The organism is Paenibacillus thiaminolyticus (genome assembly GCF_007066085.1).
Lineage (GTDB): Bacteria > Bacillota > Bacilli > Paenibacillales > Paenibacillaceae > Paenibacillus_B > Paenibacillus_B thiaminolyticus.
The window spans coordinates 2,394,300-2,417,968 of the sequence record NZ_CP041405.1 but is presented as its reverse complement, the minus strand read 5'-3'; the positions used below and the strand labels follow the sequence as shown (position 1 = coordinate 2,417,968).

Sequence of the window (23,669 nt, the reverse complement as noted above, 5' to 3'; positions counted from 1 at the left end):
AAAACATCCACCCCGACAGGAGGGGGGGGATGTTGATTCAAGCTTTTATTTGTTCTTCCCGTATAGGATCGTGAAGTCTGCGGTAATCTCGGCGTTCTCCATATGCAGCGCCTGACGGATCCGCTCTTCCGGCGCGCCCCAGGACAAGGGCGTCATGCGGATCACATCCTCCAGGAATGCGGGGCCAGCCGGGAGACGATACTGCACCAACTCGGTCTCTATCAGATGAAAATGACGGCCAAAGAGCGCTGCCGTACGCTCATTATCGTAGTGCTGTCTATCCGTCTGCCGATACAGCACCTCTCTGAGCTCGCGCAAATAGGCGCTTCCGGGAATAACCTTAATGACCATTCCGTCATCGGACAGCAGCCGGCGGAACTCGGCATAGTTCGAAGGTGACAACAGGTTCAGGATGAAGCTGAAGGTCCGATCGGCGAAAGGGCACTGGGCCAGATCCGCAACGCACCATATCGCCCGCGATGATTCTCTTGCCGCGATCCGGATGGCTTCCTTGGAAATGTCGACGCCTATGCCCAGCAGCTTGGCTGATGTACGTTCGTGTACTTGGTGTACAATGCGGGCTAAAGCGGAGCCTTCCCCGCAGCCTGCATCCAACAGAAGCGGCGGCTCTGCATCGAAGGCGAGCTCCCGGGAAATTCGGCCGCTGATCCGTTCCAGCAGCGGTTCAAAAAAACCGCTGGCGCATACTCTCCTGCGGGCTTCGAACATCGACTTGTCGTAAGCGGCGCGCGGAGGATGCGGAAGCAGGTTCACATACCCCTGCTTGGCGATATCGAAGCAATGCCCGCGAGAACAGCGCAAGCTGCCTGTGTTCGCCGCCTGCATCACTTGTATCGGGCCGGAGCAGATTGGGCAGGCCAGCATCGCTTCATATTCGGTTAGGAGACGGATACTCATCTGTTTTTTGCCATAGATAGACATGCAAAAACACCCCATTCATTCGGATTGGTGAATGAAAAAAGGCGCAGAAAAATAAACCCAGGCCATTACTCAAAAAAATGGCTGAGCCTTCATCCGCACCTCTCATTAACGCAACCGAATGTAATGGATCATGAACGGGAGCACCCTCTCTGAACATTCTCATAGGCAGGGCCAGCATGGCTCCTGACAAGTTTTATTATAACATAAGGTTGGCATACATATGCTCGGGCGGCCTTCCCGGACGGACGCAGGCAAGGGGTGGCTTGACACGAGGAGATGATTCGAAGATAATGATCTATGTTTAAAAATTTAAACCTACAAGGGTGAATCATATGGAATCTTCCGGATGTACGAACAAAGAGCTTGTATTGGAGAAGTTCCGTTTGGCGACGCCGATTTTTCAGGCGCTGGGGGACGAGAACCGCCAGCAGATCATTATGCTGCTGCTGGAACAGGGACGCTTGAATGTGAACCAGATTACAGAGAGAATGGAGCTGTCGCGGCCCGCCGTGTCCCATCATTTGAAAATATTGAGACAGGCCGGACTGATTGGGTTCGACAAGCAAGGAAATGAAAAATATTATGCGTTGAGCTCGAGGGAGTTCCTGAAGCAAATTAAAGATCTGTGCTTGGCGATCGAGTCGGATTGTTAATTTGTTCTTTTTTCGACTTATAGGTTTAAGGTTTTAAACATATAAACATATAGCGGAAATGAATCGGACATGGGAGATGTGAAACCAGGATGGGAAAAGAGGATGGGACGAAACCGAAAGTGATGTATTGGCTGATGCTGCTCGTACCTTTATTTTGGGGAGGCGCGTTCGCGACGGCCAAACATGTCATTACCGAAATTCCCCCGCTTGTCGCGGCGACAATCCGCTTCGGCATCGCCGGACTTCTCCTTGCGCTCGTCGTGACGGTGCGGAAGGAATGGCGTTGGTCCGAGATCGCAAGCCGCTGGAAGGGGCTGCTTTTTATCGGCGTGGTCGGCATATTCGGTTATAATGCGTTGTTCTTCACCGCGTTGAAATATACGTCTGCGACCAATGGAGCGCTCATCATTGCGGCGATGCCGGCCTTCACCCTGCTCGGTTCCGTTCTTCTGCGCAAGGAGGCGTGGAATCCGCGTGCCGGACTCGGTATGGCGCTGTCGCTCGTCGGTGTCATTGCCGTCATCGTGAACGGCTCCCTCTCGGCGCTCCTCTCGCTGCGCTTGAATTACGGGGATCTGCTGTTCGTGGCGGCCCTAGTGTGCGGGGTTCTGTATGGCCTGACAGGCAAATCGATCCTGCAAGGTGTTCCCGCATTGCCGGCAAATGCGGTCATGATGCTGTCGGGCTCCGTCCTGCTTGCGGCCGGGACGCTGTTCGAAGGAGGCTGGGAACGGGCAGCGGCGATGTCGGCCCAGAGCTGGGCGGAGATGATCTATATGATTGTCGGCGGGACGCTGATCGGATATCTTATTTTCAATAAAGGGGTAGAGTTGTTGGGCGGGAACATGGCCAGCATGTACTTGAACCTGACGCCGATCGTGGCGACGCTGATGTCCGTTGCCGTCTATGGCAGCACCGTTACCTGGGAGCAAGCCGCAGGGATGGCTGTCGTCCTGGCCGGGGTATACCTGGCCACCTCCGCTCCCCGCAGACCGGGCGGCAAGCCGTCTGCGAGGCAGGCGGATATGCAGTAAAATTCTCCACCATATGGTACAATGCCAATGAGTTATTATTTAGCGGAGAAAGCTGAGTTGAGCAGAGATGAGTCAAGCCGAGGTAAAGCTGGATTTGAGCCGGATCGTGTTTATTGGAAGGACGTTCGAAGAGTATGTGAAGATGTTCGATCTGTCGGCGGAGCAGATGGCGGAGAAGCGGATATTGGATTGTCCGTCCGGGGCATGCTCCTTCACGGCTGTCGCCAGTCGGCAGGGGGTGGATGTGACGGCAGCCGATATCGCTTACTATTATGCGGCGGAAGAACTGGAACGCAAAGGACTGCAGGATATTGAGCATGCGATGGAGCATATGGAGAAGGCGCAGGCGAACTACATCTGGGACGAATATCAATCGGTAGCCGGATTGAAGCGGACTCGGATGCAGGCGCTGCGTGATTGCGCGGCAGACATGAAGCAGGCCCCGGAGCGCTATGTGCCGGCCGTGCTGCCCGAGCTGCCGTTCCCGGACGAGGCCTTCGACATCACCTTGTCGGCCCATTTCCTGTTCATGTATGCGGATCGGCTGGATTATGATTTTCATATGCGGACGATTCGCGAGCTGATGCGGGTGACGCGTGAAGAGATTCGCATTTTCCCGCTGGCGGACTTGTCGAACCGCAAGTATGAGCATGCCGGACCGCTGCTCGAGTATATTGACAGCCAAGGTTGGGACGCGGAAGAGGTGCGCGTTCCGTATCGCTTCCAGAAGAATGCGGATACGATGCTGAAGCTGTCCCGGAGAGCATAAGCGGGCAGGGGGAGCGTCTTTGGCGGCAGGAGGAAGAGAAATGAAGAGAACGGAAATAGCTTTTGATATCGGAACGGTGCCGGGTGCCATGCGGCCGTATCTTGAACAGGCAACTATTTATGACAGCAGCTGTTCGGAAGCGGCGAAGACCTTGTTCGTAGAGGGGGCGGAGCACGCGTTCCTTAAAATATGCGCCGGCGGCAGTCTGGAACGGGAATGCCGGATGACGCGGTTCATGCACGGTCTTGGCCTCGCGCCAGACGTCATTGTGTATGAATCGGACGGGGAGCGGGATTATTTGTTGACCGAGGCCGTGGAAGGGCAGGATGGCGCCGAGGCCGTGCATCTTGAACAGCCGGACAGATTGGCGGCTGTCTTCGGTGAATCGCTGCGGATGCTGCATTCGCTTCCGGTAGGCGGCTGTCCTTATCGGCACCGGACGGCAGAGATGCTGGAGGAAGCGATCGGCAAGGGGATCGATTCCGGACTTGTGTATCGCTTGGAGAATTTCACCAGCGATGATGTCTTGATTCACGGGGATTATTGCCTGCCGAATGTGATTCTGGATCGCTTCTCATTTCGATCGTTTATCGATGTGGGAAATGGCGGAGTCGGCGACAGACATTTCGATCTGTATTGGGGATTGTGGACGCTTCGCTATAATCTGAAGACAGACCGGTATCATGAGCGGTTTCTTGACGCGTATGGAAGACAGGATGTTGATGCGGATCGTCTGGCGGATTTCACGAGTTTCATAGAGCACTCAGCGTAACAGGCGGTGCTACCACTCGGTTTCTCCGTTCGGATGAGTGCATAAGCCTATGGTTATAAAGAGAAATGATGACGTGCAAGCTGGCGACAGTTTGTGCGTTATTTTTTTTATGCATAGGAGAATAATGGGTTGTCTAAAACGAACGCATGTTCTATAGTTGGATAAAGTGGATGTTTATTCTAATCAATAAGGAGAAGTGTCTCATGGTGAAGCGAATTCCGACTCCATTTAGTTATTCATCGGCAGTAGCAGCAGGGGATTATGTATTTATCGGTTTGCATCGGGGCTTCGGCGATACTTTTACGCAACAAATTCACGATACATTCGCACATCTGACAAAGACGCTCCAACAATGTAATGCCTCGTTAGATCACGTTGTAAAAGTAAATGTATATCTCAAGAACATAAAGGATTTACCCGAGATGGAAAAGGTGTTCTTTGATTATTTTGAAGCGGATGCGTGTCCTGCAAGGATGACCTCGACAACCGAGTTCATCGATTCGGATTGCCTGCTCATGATGGATGGAGTAGCCTATCATCCGAGTTCTCATTAAATAAATACGAGACAGGACAGCGGCTGAATCGCTGTCCTGTCCTCGCCTCGCTGGAAGCTATAGGCAGAGCCTGCGTCTCGCCTACTCTCTGGCCCCGTTCCGGCGCAGGAACGGGGCTGATGCTGATGCCCTTGCGCCAGGGCAAGCGACAAGGCGGTGTCGCCGCCCTCTACTCGGGCGTTGACGTCGGCTCCGTGGTCCAGCAGCAGACGAATCACTTCTATGCCGTCGCCGTGCAGAGCCGCCACATGCAGACAAGTATGACCGTTGCTGTCGAGCAAAGCGGGGTTCGCGCCGCGATCCAGAAGCAATTGGATGACCTCCCGGTCCCGGGCTCCTGCAATCGCGGCATGCAATGCAGTGTTGGACGGGATGATGGAGATGGCGGAGCGGGATATGGCATTGACGTCGGCACCCGAGTCCAATAGCGTCCGGACCGCTTCGGTGCGGCCGCAATGGGCGGCAATTCCCAATGGAAGAAGTCCGTCGACATTCTCTTCATTGGCGAGCTGCGGATTCGCTTCCAGCAGGACGGACAGCCGCGAAGCGTCGCCGGACTGCGCCGCTTGACATACCTCTTCGATCACTTGGCATCCTCCGTTCTCTTTCGAGTGATTGAGTTATGTTCTCGTGATGCTGCGATCTTTACGTTAGCCGAATTCAAGCGGATGCGCTTCTTGAAAATCACCTTTTTATCCGCAGCCGGGATGGAGGAATGCCGAACCGCCTGGAGAACAGGCTGCTGAACGAACCGGGACTGTGAAATCCGACCTCCAGGCAAATCTCGGTTACGGACTTCTCGGTGTGAAGTAACAGCTGCTTCGCTGTTTGAAGCCTTTTTTCCATAATATATTGATGGGGAGATCTGGCGAACAGTTGCTTGTAGCTCCGGAGAAAATGGTTGGGCGACAGGCACGCTGCCCTTGCGATGTCGGTCAAGGTAATCGGGCGATCGTAATAGGCTGACATATAGTCATGGCCTATATGGACCCGCTTGTACAACTCTGAGCGCGTCGCTGATTTCCGAGCCGGAAGCTTCGATATGTCCCGCCGGACTTGAAGGTGAACCTGCAGGAGCGCCTGTGCCAGCCCATGCAGCTTATCCTCCAGCCACATCGGTTCGCCTTGTCTGGAGGCATACTCGGACCGCAACCTCCGAAGAGCGGGAGCGACCCATTGATCATGCGGGTATGTTTTCTGCACGAACTCGATGGTCCCACGCTTCGGCGAGAAGGGGTCGTCCAGCAGTTGCTTGTCCGACACCGTCAGATCATGCAAGACCGCTTCTGCCACAGAATCGGGGAAAAAGACGCAAAAGGATTCAACCGGCTGTTCGGCTTCTATCGTGATGGCATATTCCTGGCCTTGATTGAGCACAAGATAGCTGTTCTCGTCCACGGAAAAATGGCCCTGGCCCGCCTCGTAAAAAGCGCGACCGTTCCGGAACGTCTTAATGGACAAGGCGCCATGCCCCTTCCAATAATGGGTTGTGGAGATGGCGTGCAGGATAGGGGCGAATGGCCGGGCCGTTCGGTTCGCAATCGTCATTTTTTCACCTATGTCTGGAAAATGTTATCTTATAGATGTAATGTTATTAGTATATCAGCGGTTAGAAAAAGATGGAATCCTATACATAACGAAGGGAGTCAGCCTATTGAACATTCGCACGGTTAAAGAGTCGGACTATGCGGAAGTGATTGCGGTCCTTAATGATTGGTGGGGAGGCAGGCCGATGTCTGATATGCTGCCGAAGCTGTTTTTTGTCCATTTCCAGCCGACCAGCTTCATTGCGGAACAGGATGGAGCAATTATCGGGTTCCTCATCGGGTTCCCATCCCAGACTTATCCGCAAGAAGCGTACATTCATTTCATTGGCGTTCATCCCGATCACCGGAAGAACGGTGTGGCGAGAAGGTTGTATGAGACATTTATAGATAACGTAGGACAGCTCGGGTGCGATACGGTCCGCTGTATCACTTCTCCCCTCAATACCACCTCGATTGCGTTCCATACGCGAATGGGGTTCCGTATTGAGCCGGGCGACAGCGAGGCGGAGGGTGTCTCCGTTCATTCCAATTATGACAGGCGGGGAGAAAGCAGAGTCTTGTTCTTCAAAAAAATAGGTACTCCTTGTTAATGCGGACGGTCCGGTGATGGCTCGAGGCGTCGAAGCATGGTACGATATGGATATCTTAGTCGAAGGTGGAGTACGCTCATGGATAATGTCACCAAGATTATGGGGATATCGTTCCCCCAGATGACGATGGATAAGACGCTGCATACGCTTGGCGAGGTCGTCGCCGAGGAGCGTTCCGATCTGTTCCACGTCGTGACGGGGAATCCCGAAATCGTCATGTCCTGTCAGCAGGATGCGCTATTGCGCTCCATCGTGGACGAGGCGGGGCTTGTCACGGCGGACGGGATCGGCATCGTGATGGTATCCCGGCTCCGCGGCGGGCATCTTCCGGAAAGAGTGACCGGATGCGACCTGCTTCTGAAGCTGCTGGAGACCGGCAATCGGAAGGGATGGTCCTTCTATCTGCTGGGGGCCGAGGAGGAGACAAGCCGCAGGGCGGCGGAAGTTATTGCCCGCACCTACCCGAATGTGGCGATTCGGGGCAGGCATCATGGCTTTTTTCAGCCGGAGGAAGAAGCGAAGATTGTGGAAGAAATCCGCTCTTGCGCGCCTGACTTCTTAATCGTCGCGCTGGGAGCGCCTTATGCCGAGCATTGGATACATAAGCATCGGGAGATTCTGCAAGCCAAGGTCGCGATTGGCGTCGGCGGAAGCCTCGATATTATCGCCGGGACAGTGAAGCGGGCGCCGCAGCTCTGGCAAAGGCTTCACGCCGAATGGCTGTATCGGCTCATTCAACAGCCGTCGAGATGGCGAAGACAGTTAATCTTGCCTCGCTTTGCGGTGCGAGCGCTGTTTTACAGGGAAAGGTTGTAGGACCTAACTTCATTTGAGTTCGAGGCCTCTGTCTAGTGACAGGGGTTTTTTGGCGTACATCGACATGTATGTATAGGTTTGGTATAGGTTCGGTTGTTAATCTGTTAACACCGGGAATCATGTGGAAAATGCCTGGTCATGTCGCCTGTTCGGGAAACGTGAAAATCACTTGCTGTACAGGAAGGGGACCCCGATGCAAGCCTGTAGGAAAATGGACAATCTCCACCCCTTCGTAAAAAACAGGGGTTTTCCAACGGCCTGAAAACTGCACCATTTGCCTAGACACGTCTATCCGGGAGGCGAAATCCGCAAAACTGCACGATTTCTCCAGACGCGCCTATTCGGTAAGCGAAATCTTGTACAAATACAGCAATTCGATATGGACGACTTTACCAGAAAGGGAATCCTGCAAAACTGCAGGAATTTCACCCGTTTCGCTTCGACTTGAAGCAAAAGGGCCTAAAATGATGTAGATTTGCAGCAATTCCTCGGGATGTGGACTCATTGAGCCGAAATTCCTGTAAAATAGCAGCAATTCCCTCCACACGTTCAAGCCCCAGGAGGCAATGATATGCCTCCTAAAGGCAACGAAACCTCCAGAAGGCAATGATGCTTCCTGAAGGCGATGATGCCCCCAGGATCCCTCGTCTCTCAGTAGAAAAGATCGACTTAAAACGCTCTGAGTGCCAAGTTTTCTTCGGCATCCTCGGCCAGCGAAAAGGCTCTACATGCCGAAGCTGGCGTGGAACAAATCTCCCCATTGCCGCTCCTGCAGATGGCTGAACGGCATATTCCAGTCGATTCCTAGCGTTCTCGCCGGCTTGGCGAGTGCAAATGATCGAACCGAGCCATAAGGAAAGAAGAGGGGAAGCCCCTCTTCTACATTTTCCTGGCTATCGCGATCGGCTTCCTAGAGCTCCTTCCCGAAGCAGGAAGAATCTTCTGTTAGATGCCCTCTCAAGCTCTCTCGCAACTGTACGAGCCAATCCGGCTCGTTCGCCCATTCTTCGGCCATGGCTCTCCATACGCGGGCATAACCGTACACAGCGGCGAACCGCCGGCATGCCGGGAGGAGCGCCTCCATATCATCCGAGATGTCAAATTCCGTGCGGTAACCGTCTAAAAAGCATTGTTTTTTCGTGTTGAAGCTGTCCGGGGACACACAGTCCTGCAAACAGGCCAATGCTTGCTCTATGTCCATCGCATACCAATGATACATCGCGTCATCGAAGTCGATGACATGGCATGAATAAGATGCCTCATCATAGAACACGTTGTCGTATTCAAAATCATAATGAACGAGCCCAAAATTGTGCTTGGTGACGGGAAGCGAAGCGAAGTAGTTCCGAAGCAATCTCGCCTCCGCCAACGCGGCTTCCTCCTGTGGAGAATCGATGAACAGCTCCTCAATCCAAGCCAACACATCGAGGCAGGACCAGCGCTTGGCCATGACAGGAACGTACTCGCTGGATAATTGATGAAGCTTCCCTAGAGCTTTGCCATAGCAGAACATAATCTCGTCGTTGCAATCGGTCTGGCTGATCTGTACTCCGGGTACACGCTTAAAGACGGAGGCATAGTAAGTTCCCCACGGAGTGCATGCTTCGACAACTTCCTCCCCGCCTAACGATGCAACAGGTTCCAATGCTCCGTAGCCGTTGCCGCGCAAGTACGAAATAAATCCGAGCTCTGCTGCGATATTCGATTTGCATTTCTCTGACGAGGGAGCAAACCGCAAGAGACGGGTCTTTCCTTCATATCGGAACGGATAAATGGCATTGGATGAGATGCGATAGTATTGAAACATATCTAACGATTCTGAATCGTACTCCCAATTTTTCAAAAGCATTTCCGCCAAGTTCACATTATTAAATAAATATTTCAGCTTCAACATTCGGTTGCAGCTCCTTTTATGATTGGTATTTATTTTTCTTGCCTTGCATTCTTGTGTATTCTTTTTTCTTGTCTTGCAGCCGCTTCAGTTCCCTTAACTGGGCGATATACCGCTCATAACGTTCCCGTGGCAGGGTGCCGCTCTTGAGCGCTGATTGAAGAGCGCAGCCCGGCTCGCTTCGATGTGTGCAATTCGAAAATTTACATTGTGATATGACATCGATGACGTCAGCGAATACCGAATCCAGATCATCGTCATCTGCCCATAGCTGCAATTCTTTCATTCCTGGCGTATCCACGATCATACAGCCGGAAGAGTGAAAAAACATTTGTCTATGGGTCGTCGTATGCTTGCCCTTGCCGGAATAATGGCTTGTGTGGCGGGTTGTCTGAACCTCCCGTTCAAGCAGCGTATTCAGCAGGGTTGACTTTCCCACGCCGGATGAGCCAAGGAAGACAATCGTTTGGCCCGGGGCCATATAAGCTGCCAGCGGGTCGAGTCCTGTGCGGTGTGCGGCACTTATTGGCAGGACGGCTGCTCCTCCGGCAATTTCCTTTACCTGCGCTGCATAGTTGTCAGGCTGCTTGCACAGATCGATTTTATTAATAAGGATAACTGGCTCCAGCTTCTGATGTCTGGCAAGCGTCAGATACCGTTCTAATCTTGGAATGCTGAAATTGCCGTCCACCCCGCACATGATGAAAAGGGTATCCAGGTTCGAGGCAATCACTTGTTCTTCGGTGACTCCGCCTTCTATTACGCCGTTCTTCATCTTCCGTCCGCCTGAGATCGGCATTTTTCGCGAGAAACTATTTTTTCGATGCAGAACCGTATGAATCCGTGCTTGGTCTCCATTCGGTTCTATCCATACAAAATCCCCCACGACGGGGTAATCTGCAAGGCGAAGGGCCGTATACCGGAATTTCCCCGTAACCTTGGCCGTAAACTCGCCAAATTCCGAAATCACGCGGTACCTCTCATTATGTTGAGAGATAACTCTCGCCGGAATATAGCTGTGATGTGCCGAAGGCAGGCATTGATCATGAAAAAAAGAGCCCCAGCCTAATGACTGCAATGATTTTGTTACCATCTTTTCCTCCGAACCACTCTTTTTTTTGCACGCAAAAAGACCGCAAGGCTAACGCCTGCGGTCTGCATTATCCATATGAGAGGGTAAAAGACGCATAAGCAAACAGACCCTCAATGTAAACAGGAAAAATGGGCAGCGATATCCTTAAGTTGCGGCAGACCGGTTGCGTCTGCCTGTCGTATTCAGTTCAGGATCACCTTATTAGCAACAGTAGTCAATCTAGTCCGGCGTGTCATGCCGATCACTCCCTTCAAAGTAAGGTATTCCCATCATACATCAGAAGCTGGGTGGAGGCAATTGCTATAACGAAATCAATTCAATTTGCTGTGCTTCCGCGAATAAATAAAGTAAATGCCCGTACCAATCGCAATCCATATCACAAAGGAAATCCAGGTGATTAACGGCAAACTCAATGCAAGGTAAAGACAAAACAATGCGCTAATGATCGGCAGCACAGGTACGAACGGGACCCGGAAGGAAGCTTTGATGTCAGGGAACTTCTTCCGCAAGACGATGACGGCAAGAGAGATTAGGGTAAACGCGGCTAATGTGCCCATGTTCACCAAATGCGCGAGTGTCGTTAGATCAATAAAACCTGCAATGCCTGCGGCAACAAATCCGGTTACCCATGTGTTTGCGAATGGAGTTTTGGTTTTTGCATTGACTTGTGAGAACTTTTTCGGCAATAATCCATCACGACTCATGGCGTAGGATAAACGAACCTGAGCATAGATTAATGCAAGAATTACGGTGGTAATGCCAAATACCGCTCCAACTGAAATGAGACCCGCTATAGCGTTTTGCCCTACAGATTCCAGTGCTAACGCGACAGGCGCGCCAACATTCAACTTCGTATACGAGATCATTCCTGTTAATACCCCGGATACGGTCATATACAATAGAGTGCAAATAAGCAAGGACGCGATAATCCCGATCGGCATGGTTTTTTTCGGATTCTTCACTTCTTCTGATGCCGTAGCGATAACATCGAACCCGATATAGGCAAAGAACACCGTCGCTGCTCCGGTTACGATCCCCTGAAGTCCGAAGGGCGCAAAAGGCACCCAGTTATCTGGCTTTACATACCAAACCCCTACTACAATAAATAGTAAGATAACAGCTAATTTGACGAACACCATAATATTGTTGAATTTAATGCTTTCCTTAACGCCTTTGCTGACGAGTGCTGTAATTGCCAAGATGATCAGAACGGCCGGTAAATCAATGATTCCCCCTTTTCCCACACTGGGAGCGGAGGAGATAACTGCGGGAATGTGTATTTGAAAGCCTGCGAGCAAGGATTGAAAGTATGCAGACCAGCCTGTTGAAACGGCAGAAACCGCCAGTACATATTCAAGCATTAGATCCCATCCAATCAGGAAAGCAAACAGTTCGCCTAACGTGGCATACGTGTACGTATATACACTTCCTGAGACAGGTACGGCGGAGGAGAACTCGGCATAACAGAAGGCAGCGAGCGCACAGGCAATACCTGCGATAACAAAGGATAACATAATACCGGGTCCTGCGGATTCTGCCGCAACGACACCCGTCACAACAAAAATTCCGGTCCCGATCACGCAGCCCACGCCAAGAAAGATTAAATCCATCAGCGACATCGTTCGCGCTAATTCTTTTTTCTCACTGTGAGCAAGCATGAGGTTTAGTGTTTTTTTGCGGAAAAGCTGATTCAATATTATTCCTCCCATGCAAAGGGTACGCAGAAGAAGATACATAAAGACACAGATAGTATCCCAATGATTGAGAAATTCATTACTCTGCACACCACTACTATGCTGTCGTTTTAAGAATGTAGCACAGGAGGAAATAGGGGGATGGTGATATATATCACTTAGAATTTCGTTAAATTTTTGCACTAATTTGCATGTGGGAAGGGCTGGGGGCTGCGTTGATGTCAATTTCTGATATCAATCTCCAGCAATTTCAGCTTGCGTCCCGGAAAAACCGTCGATTCGGGATTGCCTTGCGAATAAGCATGCAATCTCTCCTTACGACAGCATCAGGCTCATCGTTGTGTTTCTTTCTGTGAACCCCATTTGCTTATATAGTTCAATCGCATGATTGCCTGCGAACACACCCAGACGTATCTCGCGGTATCCCTCTGCTTGCAGGTGTTCCATGGCACTTTTCATGAGGCGCTTGGAAATGCCATTGCCTCGGAACTCTTGGATTACGTATAGCTCGTATATAAAACCAATCGTCTCATCGGTGAATTGGTCTGTGGCTGATCCTATCAGAATCCACCCTGTGAGAGTATCTTGTTCTGCCGCAATTAAATAGCAGCAGCCTTTCTCCATGAGAGGTTCAACAAGCCGCTTGATCTTCTCTTCTGTTGGCCTCACCCTCCCCAATGTTCCTTCAAATAATGCCTGTGGCGACAGTTTTAAAATAGTCTCCAATTCTGCGTTGTTCGGTTTTCTAATTTCCATTGAATGATGTTCCTTTCTTAATACAACTTCGTATTCAACTCGTAGCTTTCCAGATTCCCTTTCACCCTTTGCAAAAAACGTCCGCATATGACGCCGTCGAGAATGCGGTGGTCAATGGATAAACATAGATTCACCATCGAGCGTATCGCAATCATCTCGCCGATGACGACAGGCTTCTTCACGATGGACTCTAGCGTTAAGATGGCTGCTTGCGGATAAATAATGGTTGGGCTAGAGGATACGGAACCGAACGAGCCGGTATTGTTGACCGTAAATGTCCCCCCTTGCATATCGTTAGGGGTCAGTTTGCCGGAACGGGCTTTTTTCGTTAGGGAGTCGATAGCCAGGGCGAGACCGGCTATACTTTTCTGATCGGCGTGATGGATGACAGGTGAAAGTACGGAATCCTCGTTCCTAATAAGAAGGGACAGGTTGATGCCGCGTTTGACAATAATTTTGTCGGCCGCCCACGCCGCGTTCATGATGGGATAATCTTTGATCGCGCTAACCACCGATTTGACAAAGAGGGGCAAATACGTAAGATGAATCCCTTCCTGGCGCATAAACTCATCTTTACGCTTATTCCGCAGCAATACTAAATTAGTAACATCCGCTTCTATCATCATCCCGGCATGAGGGATTTCCGTTCTGCTCAGCCTCGTACGCGAAGCGATAGTATGGCGAATCGGGGTTACATCGATAACATAATCGCCGGCCCCGGTGACCTGTGTGTCAACTTCTGTCCATGGAGTTGGCGGTTGATGATCGGGTTGATGATTATCAGTGCGACGTTGTGGAGCAGACAGGTCCTCCAAAATCATTCCTCCATTCGATACCCTGCAGACGAATAAACGGACTTAGTAATTGCTATTAGTATCAGATACTAATTATGATAGCCCAATTATTGGAATGCTTCAACTATCTATTTTGACATCCGCCAACTAGTCACTGGCACCGAACGATAGCCGGCTTAACAACAAAAAAGAGGGGTTCGCCGCCCCTCATGCCTACTTTTTCAAGATTCCCAAATACTCTATCCAAGGCCCGACATCGGTAGTGTATCTCTTAGCCATGACGCGAACGATCTGAGCCATATGCGTTAAATCATGAACCGCCCACGTCGCAATCAATTCCCTTATCTTCACGACACCAAACGCAGGGTGAAAGCCCGACAATTCAAGCTGCGCTTCCGTTTCCATAAGCTCCTTCAGTCTGGCTATATTTTGCGTTCTTATCGTTTTAAATTCGAGCAGCTTGTGTTCCATGGATCGGTCATGCTTGTCATGCAGGTGAGAATAGCGATCGAACGGGGGAAAGGGTTTGTCTTTCCCTTCCTGCAAAATAAACTCAAGCCGTGGCATCCAATTCTGCTTCTCTCCCTCAATAAGGTGCTCAATCACTTCAGAGGCATTCCAAGTTCCTTCGCCTTCATTGCCTTGCAGCCACCCCTCCGATAAACCAGACAAAAAACACTCCAATGTCTGCGGTGTGCGTTCCAGAACCTCGATGGCTTCCGTCATCTTAAAATTCATGGGCCAGCTCCTTCCCGTGATTCATGCCAAGCTCCTCTTCTCAATCCATCAATAAGATATGCCAGCTTTTGGTCTATATTTGCAGTTTACCGAATTTTCACGGATCTCTGCTACATCGAAATGGGTTTGGGTGAAGGAGAAGGCGAAGCACAGTATGAGGGTTTAAGGAGCGATTCTGTCTACAATACGTTCCATTGGAGGGAGCAGAGACAGGGGCGTATCGCCTGTAACGCGCGGATCGTGAGTATAGATAGTAACCGGCTCGCCCTTATCTACACGTTTATAAATTTCATGCGCCGGAAAGCCGTCATGGCGCCCCTTAACGGTTACCTTTCCTGTAGTGTCAACCGTTACGTCATACTCCCAGTCAAGTGGAGAAGCATCGGCGTTCAAAGGATTTGCCGCACTGCCTTGTATGAAAAACGACGCTGACGTGCTTGAGATACTCTCATTCGAGATGGTCAGTCCTGAATCAGAGGCATGGCCGAATACTTCCCGCAAAACGTTACCGCTGCTTAGTTCAACGGTTCTTTCGATTGTCGGGCCTGTCGACCGAAAATGTTTTATTTTCGTTTTCTCGAAATCCACGACAATATGCTGTGCCATTTTCGAAAGCTCGGGTTGATCTTCGGTGAAATAAGTAAAGCTTCTGTTGTTGCCATTGAATTGAATGAGCGCACTCGCGGTTCGCTTATGCTCTATCCATGCTTCAGGAATAAATGCAGCGAAGCGTATCTCAACAATGTGTGCCATAGGAACAACCTCCTTTATTGATTGATGAACACCCATGCTGTATAGGGTCATTATCGATATATATGTCGAATTGAAAAGAGAAAGTCGTGATGCTTTACAACGAATCATCACCATCAATGGAAAAAAGATTAATCAGTAGCCCTAGTACCCGAGAAAATATAATGATTTTTGCCGAAAATATAAGCCTCTTTTTCCTTGGAAAATCCGATCTTTTCAGCTACACGTATCGATGCTGCGTTTTGGGGAGCGATGATGCTAATCAATCTGCTTAATCTTAAACGGTGAAATCCATATTCCTTGCAAGCTGCGGCTGCTTCCGAAGCATAGCCTTTGCACCAATAGTTTTTGTTAATATGGTAGCCGATTTCAACCTCCGTTTTGCCGTCTACATTTTGATTAATAAGTCCGCAGTCCCCAATAACCTGCCCCGAATCCTTCAGACAAACGGCCCATAATCCATAACCGTCATTCGCATATCGGTCTTGATTTCTCATGATCCAGGCTTGGGTTTGCTTGTAGCTGAAAGGAGCCGGATAATACGCCATCGTCTCCGGGTCTGAAAAAATAGGATGGAGGGAGGCGGCATCCTCATCATCGAATGGCCTTAGGTATAACCTTGGAGTTTCCATGATAGTCATGTTTTATCACTCATTTTCATTTAGTTAAATTAAAAAGAAAACCAATTTATTTTGTAACGATGCGTTTTACATAAGCCTGCCTTCTCGGCTGTTTTTTGAGAAGCGATATTGCTCTCCATGCACTCCCACCAGGCAATAATCTGTTTTTCATTGAACTTATGTAATAATAATTTCACGAGTGAGGTCGATAATCCTTGTCGTTGGTTGTTCTCTTTTGTTGTCACCTATTCAGAAGAGTATACTTATTTTACCATAGGAGATATGGGACAGGCGTAAGGAAATAGGGACAAGGTTCGTTCGAGAGTGAAGGAAGTTCCAACCGGAAAAACATGCGTACAGCATCCGGATGGAATCATCGTTGAATATGTCGAAGTATGGGGTTGTAAGAGGTAAATTTGTTTTTAAAAATTGATGAAGGTCAAACTCTTGGGGGACTCGCCGGCGAAATATGTTGGAACTGGATGGAGATTCACTATCTTGTTATTGATGAACAGGTTCGTAAATTAGGCTATGGGAAGAAGCTTTTATTAGAGGCCGAAAAGCTCGCTAAGGAGAAAGAGTGCGATATCATTAAACTCGATACGTTCCCGTTATATGGAGAACGCCGCTACACCTCCAATTCGTATCAGCAGCGAACAACTCTCCACATGCGCCGTCTGCCGAATCCGTGGTATTGGGGTCTATCAGGTACTCCTAGACAAACGCCTTCTGCTTGTCCGTCAATGCCATGTACATCATCTCCCCTCGATAAAATAAATAGCCGCTGAATAATCAGCGACCTAAAACAAAATTAATATACTGAAATCCAGAACGTCTTTGTCTCCTTTTCTTCTTCATCCCATACCCGAATTGTTGCCGAACCCTTTTTCAGACCTGTTACTCTACCAAAGACATCAATTGATACCACACCATTATCAAACCAGACATTAGGGTGTTTATATCTGCTTGGAAAATAGAAAAAACCGCCTACCGAAATAAAAGAAGGCACATAGTCATAGCCAGCATTGGCTTTTACATTTTTAGTTTCTGGTTGTGTGCTACTTCTTTCAGCTGCAAAACCTGTTGTTGGAACCAAGACACCTGCCAGCAGTGTTGCCGCCGCACTTAATACGATAAGACCTTTTTTCACTGTAACAACCTCCACAATTTTGTTATTTTTTGTAGCAAGGTCATCGTAATCTATAATTTAACATTTCACAATATATTTAGAGCTATTGTAAGGTTATTGTAAGGTTATTGGGTTTCTGCAAAAGAAAAAACCGCTTATTCAGCGACTCAATTTGTAAAGCACGTATTGGTTTAAGGATCCGCCTTCCCGTTCTGCCTGCTCCGCCAGCTGCCGGTGAAGAATCTTCGGGGAACGTACTTGAATTTGCCGCTGTACGCATCAAGCTCGGTCGGCTCCGGAGTCCACGTTCATGAAGCTTGTGCCATATGCTTTTCGATTCTTCTCGAAGATTTCAATGATGGGCTTCGTGATGTTGTCTTCCTGCTGCTACTGTCCAATTAAGTGTAGCCGATCCAGGAGCGACCCTACCAGTCTTTTCTATTCTTCATCTTCTTTATCATATACATTGAGTAAAAGTATACTTACGATATACTGATTATCTTGAACCCATTGATTATAAATTCCACCATTCTCTTCTACAATTCTTTTCACATTTTTAATTCCTATTCCCTCGAATCGTCTATTCTTTCGAATTTTAAGCTCCACAGTATCAAATAAATTTGAAATTTCTATAAGTAGGTTATTATCAAATTGTTTGATAAGAAGTGAAATCTCTTTTTCTTTAGAATTAGATAAACGTAAGACTGCGTTTAAGGAATTATCTATTAAATTTCCTAGCACAACTGCAAAAATATCAGTATCTAAATTAATCTTTTCAGGAAGGAAAGATTTAACGTTTAAAGTTATTCCATTGCTTTCAGCAATAGATTTTTTTTCATTCAGAAGATAATTTAGCACATAGTTATTTGTAAAAAAATAATCAATGTGTTCGATTTTCTGTATCGAATTTTGAAGATATTTTTCAGCTCCAGCAGTATCTCCCTGACTTAACATCCCCATTAGAACTACGTATTGGTTTTTTAAGTCATGCTTCATTGAATATAGTTTGGATTGTGAATGCTTTAGTTGTTTAAAAAAATTCAATTCTGATTCAAATACTATTTTTTGCGTTGTAGTTTTTTCAAGCTTTTCAAAATAACTTCCGAGGGTTATATAAAGATATAGTATGCATATATTCATATAAATAATACAAGTAGCAATCAATATAAATATAGAATTAGGAGGATTAATAAAATTAATTTCAGCAGTACTTAATACAAATACCGATATCATTGGTATAGAAAGTAGTGTCATTAGGAGAAAAACATTTATTGGTCTCTTTAATTTACGCTTTTGGAGAACGATAATTTTAAGAACAGCTACAGCCATTAGTTTTAAAATTATAGCAATACCTCCTCCTCCAGCCATAAAGAGTAAATTTGAATCATAACCTTCTGATAGCGATACCGCTTTCGTAATAAAAAACGAAACGGAATCACAAATTAAAAACATTAAAAGTAAGAAAATTAACCAAAAGAACTCTTTTCTCATATCTATCTGATTCCTCTTTGCGATAACTAAAAACAATAAAGCAGTGAAGATGATATTCATAAGAATATATGATTGTTGATTAGAAAACAGATAAAATGCGGTAAGAAAAAAAGTCAAGAATGTAATAATTACGTTTTCTTTAGAAAACAGTTTATGGATGGAGTTATTTGGAAAATAATGATTAGCCAACACTAAATTAACAACAAAGTTGAATAATGCAACGATAGTATCATTCATTATATTAAGTCTCTTAATTTCATCAAAATTTGTTTTCTGGCACTATCTATAAATTTACGACTTATTGGTATTTCAACAGTTTGCTTATCACTTAAATTGGCAATAATTATATTATTGCCAATTTGTTTTACATATCTAACATTAACAATAAACGAGGTGTGTACCTGCACAAAATTATCATTAACTTTGGATAAAAGGGCTCTTGTTTGAAGAATCGTTTCATATATATCAGAGGGTGTGTGAATAAGTACTTTCCTTTTATTTTTTTCAAAGTAAATAATTTCACTAAAAGAAAGACTGTAAAAAACTTTGTTAAATGTAAACATAAATTTTGAATCATCTAAATCTAAATATTTAATAGCGCGATTCAAGGCAGGATATAGTTTGTCTTTTGTTACTGGTTTTAAAATGTAATCAAAAGTGTTAACCTTAAAAGCCTCTTCCATATATTCTCTGAAACTTGTAATAAAGATAATTGGACAAGTATAATTATTCTTTCTAATGATCTCGGCAATCTCTATTCCCGATAGATTAGGAAACTCAATATCTAAAATAAACAAATCATATGTATTTCCTTTAAGTAATTCAATTAAACGAAATGGATTGTAGAATATATCAATTTCAAATAACGAGGAGTCATATTCTAACATTAAATCTTCGATAGCTTTTGCAATAACAGGAACATCATCACAAATAGCAACTTTTATTACCATCGTTTTACTCCTTTAATAATGGTGAATTGTAGCTATGATGCACGATCGTGGTATAAACAACAATTTATGTGTAAAGAATATTATTTTACAATTAGTATATATTGCAATTAGACTAATAAGTAGACACAACGAATGGATTGAGTAGATAATAACCGGCAATTTAGAGATGAGGCTTTTGTTGGTAGCGGTAATTTACGACCTCAGGATCAAGCACAAAAAGAATTGGAAAAAAGGATAAAAGATCTTGAGGAGGAAAATGCCATCCTAAAAAAAGCCATGCACTACTTCACCAAAGATCCGAAATAAAGTTTAGCTTTATCAAGGAACACCGCTCTGTGTTTCGGAGCGAGAAGATGTGCTCAATTCTTAGCGTATCACGGAGCGGATTTTACAAGTGGCTGAATGCGAAAGAATCGGAAAGATCTAAGCGACATCAAAGAATAACTCGTCGAGTCCATTGGTACATTGAATTCTTCTACAATCGAAAGAGAATCCATAGCTCGTTGGGGTATCTTTCACCCGATCGATTTGAGTCCCAATATTACAGAAGCAAAACTGCATAGCCGTCTTATTTTGTCTACTTTATTGACAGTAAATCATATTTATGTTGCTAAAAAATTATGCTTCCTCGCTATACTGAATGGCGTAAAGTCTGAATCATAGAAAAATGGTCAATACTGCTCAATATTACGATAATAGGAGTGGATTGGGTGGGCTATTCGTCCCAACTTCCACCCATGGTAAGTTTGGCTAGAACGATTAAGCAGCATGAAGAAGGGAGCCTTCGATGGTTCCATAGTAAGATGACGAACGGCTTGTTGGAAGGCATTAATGGTCTGGTTCAAGCAGCTAAACGTCGGGCCAGAGGCCACAGGAACGTAGAGAACTTGATCGCGATGGTGTATACTTGACAGATATTTCTACATCTGAAAATCTCTTAAAGGCGGAAGGGGCTCTTAAACTAATATTCAAAACTGTACCCACCCAGTAGAGCGAAGAGCCAAAGATCCTGTTCTCTATATCCAATTATTATACTAGAATAGAAAATGATGTCAATAATGGAATCTTCGCCGCTAGCGATGCGTGGCTCCATGCTGTTGCCAATTCTTTTTTCATTTCAAGGCGAAATTGAGCTTCCCTGCCAGTACATAGACCATGGCGATGATGTTTTTCTCAGAGTGGTAACCTCTTGCCTTTCGTGTGGCGGCTTGGAAGAGACTATTCACACCTTCCAGTAAACCGTTGTTCAGCTTGGATGTAAAACCGTCGAATGACACCGTCATCATGCTTCTGCAGCATTTTTGCGACTTCAACCATCGGATCTAAACGGCAGCGCAGCCCCCACTGAGTTACGTAAATAATGTTTTTTTGCTCAGGATCCATGAAGATGGCTATGTAGTTGTGACCGCGCTTAGCCGACGTTTCATCCGTACTTATTTTAGTGACGTAGGACAAGTCCTGCGCCACGAACGCATTGTCCACGTAATGATGAAGCATACGCCACAGCCGAGTTTCATGTTCTCCGAGCAATCGACTGACGGCATTCATCGGCATATCCTTGGCCAGCTTGATGATGAGCGCATCGAAGAGCAGGGGAAAGTAATGCTTCGGTTTATCCAGTGCCCACGGAACATTGACTCGGGTGATGGAATTGCACCACTTTGCACATGGGAATAACGCCCGCTTTCGAAACTTGACGTATACGTCCAATTGCTTTGGCTTCCAGGCTGAACTCCACCTCACGAATGTACCACGGTATGAAGAAGCTCCTCTAGTTGCCCTTCCTTTAGATTGACAAACATATGAAACCTCATCTTCTACTTGTCTCTTGATTTCCAGTCTTAATAGGTATTTGTATTTTTAACGGCGAATAAGCCAATGATTACATTTAAGTTGCAGTTTGTTACATGAAAGAAAAAAAGAGTTAAAAATAGATTATTATTAAAACAAATAGAATATTAATTTCTATTTTGAATCTAATGTGTGTGGTGTGAGCATATAGTAAAGGAGGTGGAATTCAATGACAAACGTTGTTTACTCTAAACCAACAATTGAGAAAGTTGCTATTTTTAAAGAGTCTACTAAAGGGCAAAGGTTTGGTTACTACAGAGATCTTTTTGGTGGTAGATCTCAATCTTTTTGGTTGTAGAGCTCAATATTATGGATTGTAAACAACTGAGAGAAAAGTGGTCATTGGATAATTTTGAGATGTCCAGTGACCACTTTTTGTGAAAAATCGATTGTTTTAGAGACTCGTATGTAAATTTTGTTGAAAATATTTAAAATTAAGCGAGAGGGGAGACTATTATTCGCACTCAGTTAAAAGAAAAGTTAACAAAATCAAGTTCTGATAAAGTACCATTTCAAGTACATATAAAAACAGTTTCGGCAAGCATTTTGCTTATTTCTCAACATGAGTATGTTAAGCATTCTAAAGGCGACCTAGAGATATACTGTATACGATGTGAATATCCAAAAGTTGCAGACCAGATACAGGGAACTAAGGAATTTGAGATGTCAAAATTAGCGGTAATTTTTCAAAAGATTCTTTCTAAAGGGATCTTTGTTCTAGTTGATAATCACGAAGTTATTGTAGGAGGAGCATTATTTGATGTTTCTTTATCATGGAAAATGTTAAATGATATTTTAATTATTAGTGATTCGGCTAGTGATATTGCGCGATATTGTGATTTAAATATATCAAAAGCAGCAGTTGCATTGAACTTGATAAGTAGTCTACCATATTATCCTTTTCAAGACATACCTTTATGGGAAGGTGTGAATAAAATCCACCCATTTTGCGTTTTGAAATATGGGAAAAAACAACAATTTGAAGAATTCAAAGTTTGGATGCCGCCAGAACTAAGTAATGATGTAGAATTGACGCTGCACAATATAAGAGAGCGGTTTTTTGGATTACTAAGGAATCATACTAAGAGCTATGCTAATATATCTGCTGACCTCTCTGGAGGTGTTGATTCAGCCGCAATTGCATATGTTTTAAAAGCATATTATGCAGACATTAAGCTATATCATGCAAAAACAGATAGTAAATGGAACAGTGATTCGAAGTGGGCCGCTATGATTGCAAATGATATGAATGTATCGCTAAATTTATTGCCATCAATCGGTGTGTCTGGTCGTAGATTTGAAACAGACATGCCATACTCAGGATTAACTCTTCCGGATTCCCCAGTATTTTGGGCAGATACAGAGGGCTATGTTGAAAAAATAGTTAATTTCAATGAGAATTATGGAGATTCAGTTCATTTCATAGGTGTTGGTGGTGATGAATTGTTTACACCTACGCCAGCATATGCGTGGTCCGTTGTAAGGCAGAACAGAATGCGTAGTTTATCGTTTGGCTTCCAATATTGTTTACTTACGAGAACATCATTCCTACAAGGTGTATCTAATCTTATGAACAATACATCATTTAAAGAAGCACTAAAAACGGAAATAGATATTGGATTTGGCTATGCTAAATCACGGAGGAAAGAGTCTGTTTTGGATTGGTTCGGAAAAATTACGATTCCAGCATGGCTTGCAAAAGATTATCATGTTCCATGTTATCAGATTGCTATGAAAACTCTAAATGAAATTTCTGGAGGTCTTGATTCTGACCGTTCTAAACATCAAGCACTAGAGTCATTGCTTTTTCAAAGGCGTTTACTAAGCCAACTTAATGTTATTTATGGAAGTAGATTAACTTGGCTAGCTCCATTTTTAGATTCAAAGATTATTGAATCTGCATTATCTATACCAATGCGGTATCACTTAAAATCTGGGATGACGAAACCCATGTTGTATCAAGCTACAAAAGGAATTGTTCCCCGTGAAGTATTTACTCGAGGCTTTAAAGGAGATTATTCAACATTTTTATACAAAGGATATAAGGAATCTGTAAAAAAAAATATTCATTTCGTTAGAGATTTCAAAGTTGTTGAGCTAGGAATTGTTGACCCCGACATACTAGTCTCTGAATTATCTATGCCAACTGCTTTACATAATCGAATTGAAGCCTTTGAAAGACTATCTGCTGTTGAGCGATGGCTTCATAATGCAATGAGTTATCCGTCATAAATG

26 protein-coding genes and 2 pseudogenes are annotated in these 23,669 nt (G+C 45.8%); 11 read left to right on the top strand and 17 right to left on the bottom strand.

The genetic code is table 11. From position 1 onward, the window contains the following. Positions 1-45: 45 nt before the first annotated feature. Positions 46-942 (bottom strand): putative RNA methyltransferase, encoded by an 897-nt coding sequence (locus FLT43_RS10890; RefSeq protein ID WP_087444877.1) that lies wholly within the window; start codon positions 940-942, stop codon positions 46-48. 332 nt (positions 943-1,274) lie between these two features. Between FLT43_RS10890 and FLT43_RS10885 the strand changes: the two genes are divergently transcribed. From FLT43_RS10885 to FLT43_RS10865, 5 genes are all read left to right on the top strand, one after another. Then, a complete protein-coding gene (locus tag FLT43_RS10885) occupies positions 1,275-1,595 on the top strand; it encodes an ArsR/SmtB family transcription factor (protein ID WP_087444878.1) in 321 nt (106 codons plus the stop codon). Positions 1,596-1,684: 89 nt separating this feature from the next. Beyond that, on the top strand, positions 1,685-2,629 hold the full coding sequence (locus FLT43_RS10880) for a DMT family transporter (RefSeq protein WP_087444879.1): 945 nt from the start codon (positions 1,685-1,687) through the stop codon (positions 2,627-2,629). A gap of 67 nt (positions 2,630-2,696) precedes the next feature. Further along, positions 2,697-3,398 carry a class I SAM-dependent methyltransferase gene (locus tag FLT43_RS10875; protein WP_087444880.1) on the top strand — a complete coding sequence of 234 codons (702 nt, stop codon included), beginning with the start codon at positions 2,697-2,699 and terminating at the stop codon, positions 3,396-3,398. Between the two features lie 40 nt (positions 3,399-3,438). Then, the gene (locus FLT43_RS10870; RefSeq protein WP_087444881.1) at positions 3,439-4,170 is read left to right on the top strand and encodes an aminoglycoside 3'-phosphotransferase; all 732 of its coding nucleotides are present in this window, start codon (positions 3,439-3,441) and stop codon (positions 4,168-4,170) included. A gap of 203 nt (positions 4,171-4,373) precedes the next feature. After that, positions 4,374-4,724 (top strand): RidA family protein, encoded by a 351-nt coding sequence (locus FLT43_RS10865; protein WP_087444882.1) that lies wholly within the window; start codon positions 4,374-4,376, stop codon positions 4,722-4,724. On the opposite strand, the gene FLT43_RS10860 is transcribed toward FLT43_RS10865, so the two are convergent. Then, positions 4,721-5,311, bottom strand: a complete 591-nt coding sequence (locus tag FLT43_RS10860) for an ankyrin repeat domain-containing protein (RefSeq protein ID WP_307719662.1) — start codon at positions 5,309-5,311, stop codon at positions 4,721-4,723. The two genes, FLT43_RS10865 and FLT43_RS10860, sit on opposite strands and share 4 nt — an antisense overlap. Positions 5,312-5,408: 97 nt before the next feature. Continuing rightward, a complete protein-coding gene (locus FLT43_RS10855) occupies positions 5,409-6,272 on the bottom strand; it encodes a helix-turn-helix transcriptional regulator (RefSeq protein ID WP_244194380.1) in 864 nt (287 codons plus the stop codon). Positions 6,273-6,378: 106 nt separating this feature from the next. On the opposite strand from FLT43_RS10855, the gene FLT43_RS10850 reads away from it, so the two are divergent. Together FLT43_RS10850 and FLT43_RS10845 are read left to right on the top strand one after the other, a co-directional pair. After that, positions 6,379-6,861 carry a GNAT family N-acetyltransferase gene (locus tag FLT43_RS10850; protein ID WP_087445420.1) on the top strand — a complete coding sequence of 161 codons (483 nt, stop codon included), beginning with the start codon at positions 6,379-6,381 and terminating at the stop codon, positions 6,859-6,861. Positions 6,862-6,939: 78 nt separating this feature from the next. Beyond that, positions 6,940-7,677 (top strand): WecB/TagA/CpsF family glycosyltransferase, encoded by a 738-nt coding sequence (locus FLT43_RS10845; RefSeq protein ID WP_087444884.1) that lies wholly within the window; start codon positions 6,940-6,942, stop codon positions 7,675-7,677. A gap of 910 nt (positions 7,678-8,587) precedes the next feature. Here FLT43_RS10845 and FLT43_RS10840 read toward each other — a convergent pair. From FLT43_RS10840 to FLT43_RS30855, 9 genes and pseudogenes are all read right to left on the bottom strand, one after another. Continuing rightward, positions 8,588-9,571: a phosphotransferase enzyme family protein gene (locus FLT43_RS10840; protein ID WP_087444885.1), complete on the bottom strand. Its 984-nt coding sequence runs from the start codon at positions 9,569-9,571 to the stop codon at positions 8,588-8,590. Positions 9,572-9,587: 16 nt separating this feature from the next. Beyond that, the gene (gene rsgA / locus FLT43_RS10835) at positions 9,588-10,538 is read right to left on the bottom strand and encodes a ribosome small subunit-dependent GTPase A (protein ID WP_164776621.1); all 951 of its coding nucleotides are present in this window, start codon (positions 10,536-10,538) and stop codon (positions 9,588-9,590) included. A 434-nt stretch (positions 10,539-10,972) separates the two neighbouring features. Next, entirely contained in the window at positions 10,973-12,355 is a 1,383-nt protein-coding gene (locus tag FLT43_RS10830) for a branched-chain amino acid transporter BcaP (protein ID WP_087444887.1), read from the bottom strand. Between the two features lie 315 nt (positions 12,356-12,670). Further along, positions 12,671-13,111: a GNAT family N-acetyltransferase gene (locus tag FLT43_RS10825; protein WP_087444888.1), complete on the bottom strand. Its 441-nt coding sequence runs from the start codon at positions 13,109-13,111 to the stop codon at positions 12,671-12,673. A gap of 17 nt (positions 13,112-13,128) precedes the next feature. Beyond that, positions 13,129-13,908, bottom strand: a pseudogene (locus FLT43_RS10820) (dihydrolipoamide acetyltransferase family protein); the annotation flags it as partial. A 210-nt stretch (positions 13,909-14,118) separates the two neighbouring features. Next, positions 14,119-14,643: a DinB family protein gene (locus FLT43_RS10815; protein ID WP_087444890.1), complete on the bottom strand. Its 525-nt coding sequence runs from the start codon at positions 14,641-14,643 to the stop codon at positions 14,119-14,121. Between the two features lie 162 nt (positions 14,644-14,805). After that, positions 14,806-15,396 carry a DUF3238 domain-containing protein gene (locus FLT43_RS10810; RefSeq protein WP_164776623.1) on the bottom strand — a complete coding sequence of 197 codons (591 nt, stop codon included), beginning with the start codon at positions 15,394-15,396 and terminating at the stop codon, positions 14,806-14,808. Positions 15,397-15,524: 128 nt separating this feature from the next. Beyond that, on the bottom strand, positions 15,525-16,034 hold the full coding sequence (locus FLT43_RS10805) for a GNAT family N-acetyltransferase (protein ID WP_087444892.1): 510 nt from the start codon (positions 16,032-16,034) through the stop codon (positions 15,525-15,527). A gap of 29 nt (positions 16,035-16,063) precedes the next feature. Next, the gene (locus tag FLT43_RS30855) at positions 16,064-16,258 is read right to left on the bottom strand and encodes a GNAT family N-acetyltransferase (RefSeq protein WP_115057830.1); all 195 of its coding nucleotides are present in this window, start codon (positions 16,256-16,258) and stop codon (positions 16,064-16,066) included. A gap of 171 nt (positions 16,259-16,429) precedes the next feature. Between FLT43_RS30855 and FLT43_RS30850 the strand changes: the two genes are divergently transcribed. Beyond that, a complete protein-coding gene (locus FLT43_RS30850; RefSeq protein WP_087444893.1) occupies positions 16,430-16,801 on the top strand; it encodes a GNAT family N-acetyltransferase in 372 nt (123 codons plus the stop codon). 23 nt (positions 16,802-16,824) lie between these two features. On the opposite strand, the gene FLT43_RS10790 is transcribed toward FLT43_RS30850, so the two are convergent. The 4 genes from FLT43_RS10790 to FLT43_RS10775 all read right to left on the bottom strand — a co-directional run bounded on the left by FLT43_RS10790 (position 16,825) and on the right by FLT43_RS10775 (position 19,583). After that, positions 16,825-17,163, bottom strand: coding sequence for a hypothetical protein (locus FLT43_RS10790; RefSeq protein ID WP_115057831.1), 339 nt, complete (start codon positions 17,161-17,163; stop codon positions 16,825-16,827). Between the two features lie 138 nt (positions 17,164-17,301). Then, the gene (locus FLT43_RS30110; protein WP_244194423.1) at positions 17,302-17,370 is read right to left on the bottom strand and encodes a hypothetical protein; all 69 of its coding nucleotides are present in this window, start codon (positions 17,368-17,370) and stop codon (positions 17,302-17,304) included. A 210-nt stretch (positions 17,371-17,580) separates the two neighbouring features. Continuing rightward, complete coding sequence (locus FLT43_RS10780) at positions 17,581-18,870, bottom strand: sensor histidine kinase (RefSeq protein ID WP_087444894.1); 1,290 nt, start codon at positions 18,868-18,870, stop codon at positions 17,581-17,583. Then, positions 18,870-19,583 (bottom strand): LytR/AlgR family response regulator transcription factor, encoded by a 714-nt coding sequence (locus tag FLT43_RS10775; protein ID WP_087444895.1) that lies wholly within the window; start codon positions 19,581-19,583, stop codon positions 18,870-18,872. Before FLT43_RS10775 ends, FLT43_RS10780 begins: the two co-directional genes overlap by 1 nt. 737 nt (positions 19,584-20,320) lie before the next feature. Between FLT43_RS10775 and FLT43_RS10770 the strand changes: the two genes are divergently transcribed. Next, positions 20,321-20,494, top strand: a complete 174-nt coding sequence (locus tag FLT43_RS10770) for a transposase (RefSeq protein ID WP_115057832.1) — start codon at positions 20,321-20,323, stop codon at positions 20,492-20,494. Between the two features lie 201 nt (positions 20,495-20,695). Here the strand turns inward: FLT43_RS10770 and FLT43_RS10765 are convergent. Next, positions 20,696-21,385, bottom strand: a pseudogene (locus tag FLT43_RS10765) (transposase). Between the two features lie 218 nt (positions 21,386-21,603). Here FLT43_RS10765 and FLT43_RS30500 point away from each other — a divergent pair. Then, the gene (locus FLT43_RS30500) at positions 21,604-21,732 is read left to right on the top strand and encodes a putative RiPP precursor (RefSeq protein WP_115057833.1); all 129 of its coding nucleotides are present in this window, start codon (positions 21,604-21,606) and stop codon (positions 21,730-21,732) included. Between the two features lie 365 nt (positions 21,733-22,097). Beyond that, a complete protein-coding gene (locus FLT43_RS10755; RefSeq protein WP_087444896.1) occupies positions 22,098-23,666 on the top strand; it encodes an asparagine synthase-related protein in 1,569 nt (522 codons plus the stop codon). The last annotated feature ends 3 nt before the right edge of the window (positions 23,667-23,669 follow it).

Coding starts and splice junctions, on each gene's coding strand:
- FLT43_RS10870 (WP_087444881.1), top strand. CDS start 3,439: ATGAAGAGAACGGAAATAGCTTTTGATATCGGAACGGTGCCGGGTGCC.
- FLT43_RS10865 (WP_087444882.1), top strand. CDS start 4,374: ATGGTGAAGCGAATTCCGACTCCATTTAGTTATTCATCGGCAGTAGCA.
- FLT43_RS10855 (WP_244194380.1), bottom strand. CDS start 6,272: ATGACGATTGCGAACCGAACGGCCCGGCCATTCGCCCCTATCCTGCAC.
- FLT43_RS10810 (WP_164776623.1), bottom strand. CDS start 15,396: ATGGCACACATTGTTGAGATACGCTTCGCTGCATTTATTCCTGAAGCA.
- FLT43_RS10845 (WP_087444884.1), top strand. CDS start 6,940: ATGGATAATGTCACCAAGATTATGGGGATATCGTTCCCCCAGATGACG.
- FLT43_RS10880 (WP_087444879.1), top strand. CDS start 1,685: ATGGGAAAAGAGGATGGGACGAAACCGAAAGTGATGTATTGGCTGATG.
- FLT43_RS10780 (WP_087444894.1), bottom strand. CDS start 18,870: ATGAATGATACTATCGTTGCATTATTCAACTTTGTTGTTAATTTAGTG.
- FLT43_RS10890 (WP_087444877.1), bottom strand. CDS start 942: ATGTCTATCTATGGCAAAAAACAGATGAGTATCCGTCTCCTAACCGAA.
- FLT43_RS10805 (WP_087444892.1), bottom strand. CDS start 16,034: ATGACTATCATGGAAACTCCAAGGTTATACCTAAGGCCATTCGATGAT.
- FLT43_RS10755 (WP_087444896.1), top strand. CDS start 22,098: ATGTCAAAATTAGCGGTAATTTTTCAAAAGATTCTTTCTAAAGGGATC.
- FLT43_RS10885 (WP_087444878.1), top strand. CDS start 1,275: ATGGAATCTTCCGGATGTACGAACAAAGAGCTTGTATTGGAGAAGTTC.
- FLT43_RS10825 (WP_087444888.1), bottom strand. CDS start 13,111: ATGGAAATTAGAAAACCGAACAACGCAGAATTGGAGACTATTTTAAAA.
- FLT43_RS10875 (WP_087444880.1), top strand. CDS start 2,697: ATGAGTCAAGCCGAGGTAAAGCTGGATTTGAGCCGGATCGTGTTTATT.
- FLT43_RS30500 (WP_115057833.1), top strand. CDS start 21,604: ATGACAAACGTTGTTTACTCTAAACCAACAATTGAGAAAGTTGCTATT.
- FLT43_RS10770 (WP_115057832.1), top strand. CDS start 20,321: ATGGTAAGTTTGGCTAGAACGATTAAGCAGCATGAAGAAGGGAGCCTT.
- FLT43_RS10775 (WP_087444895.1), bottom strand. CDS start 19,583: ATGGTAATAAAAGTTGCTATTTGTGATGATGTTCCTGTTATTGCAAAA.
- FLT43_RS10815 (WP_087444890.1), bottom strand. CDS start 14,643: ATGAATTTTAAGATGACGGAAGCCATCGAGGTTCTGGAACGCACACCG.
- FLT43_RS10840 (WP_087444885.1), bottom strand. CDS start 9,571: ATGTTGAAGCTGAAATATTTATTTAATAATGTGAACTTGGCGGAAATG.